General features: G+C 55.4%; 5 protein-coding genes. 1 reads left to right on the top strand and 4 read right to left on the bottom strand.

What is annotated here, in order from left to right:
• Positions 1 to 145: 145 nt before the first annotated feature.
• Positions 146 to 1,090 (bottom strand): 23S rRNA (adenine(2058)-N(6))-methyltransferase Erm(B), encoded by a 945-nt coding sequence (erm(B), locus tag NBH09_RS09890; RefSeq protein WP_284703162.1) that lies wholly within the window; start codon positions 1,088 to 1,090, stop codon positions 146 to 148.
• Between erm(B) and NBH09_RS09885 the strand changes: the two genes are divergently transcribed.
• Positions 1,006 to 1,419, top strand: a complete 414-nt coding sequence (locus tag NBH09_RS09885; RefSeq protein WP_250787854.1) for a hypothetical protein — start codon at positions 1,006 to 1,008, stop codon at positions 1,417 to 1,419. The genes erm(B) and NBH09_RS09885 overlap by 85 nt on opposite strands.
• A 31-nt stretch (positions 1,420 to 1,450) precedes the next feature.
• Here the strand turns inward: NBH09_RS09885 and NBH09_RS09880 are convergent, their stop codons facing one another.
• The 3 genes from NBH09_RS09880 to NBH09_RS09870 are packed head-to-tail and all read right to left on the bottom strand — an operon-like array spanning position 1,451 to position 3,984.
• Positions 1,451 to 2,011, bottom strand: coding sequence for an alpha/beta hydrolase (locus tag NBH09_RS09880; protein WP_199579946.1), 561 nt, complete (start codon positions 2,009 to 2,011; stop codon positions 1,451 to 1,453).
• Entirely contained in the window at positions 1,966 to 2,475 is a 510-nt protein-coding gene (locus NBH09_RS09875) for an alpha/beta hydrolase (RefSeq protein WP_250787853.1), read from the bottom strand. The genes NBH09_RS09880 and NBH09_RS09875 overlap by 46 nt, the downstream gene beginning before the upstream one ends.
• A 21-nt stretch (positions 2,476 to 2,496) precedes the next feature.
• The gene (locus NBH09_RS09870) at positions 2,497 to 3,984 is read right to left on the bottom strand and encodes an ATP-binding cassette domain-containing protein (RefSeq protein WP_250787852.1); all 1,488 of its coding nucleotides are present in this window, start codon (positions 3,982 to 3,984) and stop codon (positions 2,497 to 2,499) included.
• Between the last annotated feature and the right edge of the window lie 274 nt (positions 3,985 to 4,258).

Genomic DNA, 4,258 nt, shown 5'->3' with positions numbered 1-4,258 from the left:
CCATAGCCTCTCCACCTGCGGAAACGGTGCGACGGCCAGGTGCCGGGGGCTATTCCCGCGTTGCGCTAGCTGCGGAAACGCGGGGCCCGTTCAGGCTGTTGCGTTGAGATTGAAAATCAACCATTTACAAAAGCGACTCATAGAATTATTTCCTCCCGTTAAATAATAGATAACTATTAAAAATAGACAATACTTGCTCATAAGTAACGGTACTTAAATTGTTTACTTTGGCGTGTTTCATTGCTTGATGAAACTGATTTTTAGTAAACAGTTGACGATATTCTCGATTGACCCATTTTGAAACAAAGTACGTATATAGCTTCCAATATTTATCTGGAACATCTGTGGTATGGCGGGTAAGTTTTATTAAGACACTGTTTACTTTTGGTTTAGGATGAAAGCATTCCGCTGGCAGCTTAAGCAATTGCTGAATCGAGACTTGAGTGTGCAAGAGCAACCCTAGTGTTCGGTGAATATCCAAGGTACGCTTGTAGAATCCTTCTTCAACAATCAGATAGATGTCAGACGCATGGCTTTCAAAAACCACTTTTTTAATAATTTGTGTGCTTAAATGGTAAGGAATACTCCCAACAATTTTATACCTCTGTTTGTTAGGGAATTGAAACTGTAGAATATCTTGGTGAATTAAAGTGACACGAGTATTCAGTTTTAATTTTTCTGACGATAAGTTGAATAGATGACTGTCTAATTCAATAGACGTTACCTGTTTACTTATTTTAGCCAGTTTCGTCGTTAAATGCCCTTTACCTGTTCCAATTTCGTAAACGGTATCGGTTTCTTTTAAATTCAATTGTTTTATTATTTGGTTGAGTACTTTTTCACTCGTTAAAAAGTTTTGAGAATATTTTATATTTTTGTTCATGTAATCACTCCTTCTTAGTATGTGATACCGGAAAGACCTATCCGGATGTCCAAAGCCTGCTGCTTCTAAGCGACCTCTTCGGCGTCTCCATCGATGAACTTGTGAAAGGAGACGTGGTTTCAATGAAGGAAGTCGTAAGCAAGGATGCGCTCGAGATGGAGCGATTGGCGATGGGGTCTGCTGCCCTGCTGCTCGCGGGGATTGCATGCATGGCAGGCATCTACGCACTACTGCCCGAGCCATCGTTCATCCCGCATATGTCCACAGGCGCGCTGATCGGGATACTCGTGTTTGTTGCATTCTGGATCCCGTCGCTCGTATGCACGTCGCGCATCGAGAGGATCAAACGCGAGCATGACCTTGTGACGTTCCGTGAGATCAGCGCGTTCATGGACGGCGAGGAGGCTCCGAGCGAGACCGATGCGCTTTCCAGACGCAGGTCACGGCTCAGCCCTGCGCTCAAGATGGCCTGCGGTGCGGGGTTCGGCTTCCTCATCGCGTTCCTGATCACGGCACTAGTGAATGCCTTGCACTAGATGCACGCCTCTTTGACGGACTCAAAGCCAGCTAGGATTCCGGGGGCATGTAGGTCTTTAGGTACTCCAGCACCGTTTCGAGATATTGCCGATAGACTGCGCTGTCGTTCTGGAGCCCGTGACCCGAGTGCTCCGCCACAAAGCAGTCGTGGGGGACGCCGTTTTCGGTAAGCGCCCTATCGAGGCGTACCGATGCCTTGAAGGGCTGCATAGTGTCGTGAGTGCAGTAGGCCATGACCGTGGGTACCGCGTCCTTCGTCACCCAGAGAAGCGCCGAGGCGTCCTTGACGGCGGCGTCGTAGGCGGGCGTACCGAACATGTCCGGCGTGAGCTTGGCACCCGTCATAACGCCGAACAGGCCCGCCGCTTCTGCTTGGGCTTCCGGCTTGTCCAGCCCGTAGTTGTCCCAGTCCTCGGGGTAGAAGCTGGAAGGCCCCACGGCTTCGAACACGAACCTCACCGGCACCGGCGATTCCGCAGTGTCGCGGTAAGCGTACAGCAGGGCGAGGCACCCGCCGGCCGATCCGCCCCCGATGGCCATCTCGTTCACGGGGTAGCCCAGCTTGGCCGCCTCGGCGACCACCGCGTCCATGCTCTCTTGATTTCCAGAGACTGCGTGAGGATGTTCGCCCCGGGGTGCTGCTCGCTGAAAAGCGTGTAGTTGATACCCGCAGCCACGTAGCCCTGAGCGCAGAGCCAATGGAGGGTCCGCGCGTCGTCGGCCTTGTCACCGCTGGTGAACCCGCCGGAGTGCAGGTACACGACCAACCCGTAGTGCTGCCGCGACCGGTCGGCGGGTACATAGAGGTCGAACTTGTTCGCGTCGCCGTCGCCGTAGGGGATGTCGGCATAAACCGTTCCCACCGAGTCGTTCCAAACGACGGAGAAATCGTCGCCGAGGGGATTGCTCACCAGCTTGATGGCCGCCGAAAGCGTGAAGACGGCAATGAATATCCCCACGTAGAGGAAGCCCCAGAGAATGCGGTGGCGCTTTTTGGATGGCTGCTCTGGCGCATCGGTGGCTTGGAGAGGAATCGCAGGATCTCTAAAGCCCATTGACAAGCCACTCGCTCCAATTCATCCAACTCTTAGCGCGTGACCATCAACGAGCTGTTCGATCAGCCATCTCGTTTGCCCTACAGCTTCCGCCAACCGGATATCGTGCGTGACCAGAAGGATCGCCCCGGGGAATCCAACGAGCAGTCTCTGCAATGCCTCTATCGAGCCGATATCGAGGTGATTGGTCGGCTCGTCGAGCACGAGGAAGTTGGGTTCCGCAACCAGCTTCTCCGCGAGCATCAGCTTTCGGAGCTCACCGGGGCTCAGGTCGTCGCCATCGAGCAGTCTATCGGGGTCGGAGTTCAGGCGTGCCACGATGGACAGGATACGCCCCTTTTTCTCTTGCGTATGCTTGCGCAGCTGCTCAAGGGCACGCTCTCGCTCGACCGACGCAACAACCTGAGGAACATAGGCAACCTTTATATTCTCGGGGACGGAATCGATGATGGCACGCACCAATAGACTCTTGCCCGTCCCATTTGCTCCGGTCAACACCACATGGTCTGTTGGAGAGACCCAGAGCTGAGGCACATTCAAGCAGAACTCGCCCGCTAAGAGCCGAGTAGGACCAACGCGCGCAACGATACTCGATCTGGCGGCTTCTCCGAAATCGCTAATGCAGTGGTCGTAGCGCTTCGGCACAGAGTTCTCCGATAGCGTCGACTCCGCCCTCGCAAGACGTTCATCCATGGCGGCTGATAGTTTACCGGCTACACCGTCCTTCCCAGAGACTATGGCGCGCCCGATCCGCGCGCGCCCGTCGCTATCTCTCTTGTCCAGACCGCGCTTGCTGCGCTTGCCCTTCTGACGTGCCGCCTCCTCGCTCCTGCGCTGCGCCTCCGCCTTCAGCCGCTTCACTTCGCGCATAGCCTTCTCTCGGTCGCGCAGCGCGGTGGCACGTTCGCTTGCCGCCTGATCGCTCGCCTTCGAATAACCGCCCGGGCGCATGATCCAGCGTGCGCCGTCGCACAGGAGGCTCTGATCGACGAGGCCATCGAGCAATTCCCTGTCATGGGAGATGAGGATGCCGACTCCATCGAATGAGGCTAGCGCCTCGCTCACGATTTCACGCGTCGGGGCATCAAGATCGTTCGTCGGCTCATCCATGACAAGCACGTCGGGGCGAGCATAGAGCGCGCATGCGATCTGGAGTCGTTTCTGCTGGCCGCCTGAGAGCGTGTCGTAGCGCCAGGGCCAATCGTCTCCGATATGCAGAAGCGCCTTTGCGCGCTGCGCTTCTTGGTTCCAGTCTGACGCGAAGTCTATGAGGTTCCCAGGTTCGAGCGAAGAATCCTGCTGGCAGTACACGGAGAACAGCTTCGAGCCCACCGTTCCGGAATCGGGCTCGATAAGGCGCGTGGCGATTCTCGCTAGCGTGCTCTTCCCGCATCCGTTGTCACCGATCACGGCAGTCCATCCTGAGGAAAACGTGACGCCGACATCCCTTACAGCGGGAGAGACCGCACCAGGATAGGTGTAACTAATGTTTGTGAGATTCAACTGCATGGCGAGCTCCTTCGAAAGTAGACCGCGCAGGGGTTAGGCACGCGAGGTGTGGAATCAAGACGAGAAGATACTGAAGCGACGCGGAACCCTAACGCGCGATCGAGCGTACAAAATGGTCGTTTGGGACCCTTAGCGGGCATCGCTAGTTCTTCCTTGATTCTCATTTTCATTGCAACAGCCTCAGGACTCAGCGCAACGCGTTGCGCTGAGTCCTGAGGCGCGAATCCGGGTAGGCAACCCCAGAGGGGCCGGAATCCCCCGGCCCGCGATGGAG

Source organism: Collinsella sp. BG-O-102 (assembly GCF_023656745.1).
In the GTDB taxonomy this organism is placed as follows: Bacteria; Actinomycetota; Coriobacteriia; order Coriobacteriales; family Coriobacteriaceae; genus Collinsella.
Note: the sequence above shows the minus strand (reverse complement) of the source record. Positions and strands in the feature narration are given on the sequence as shown.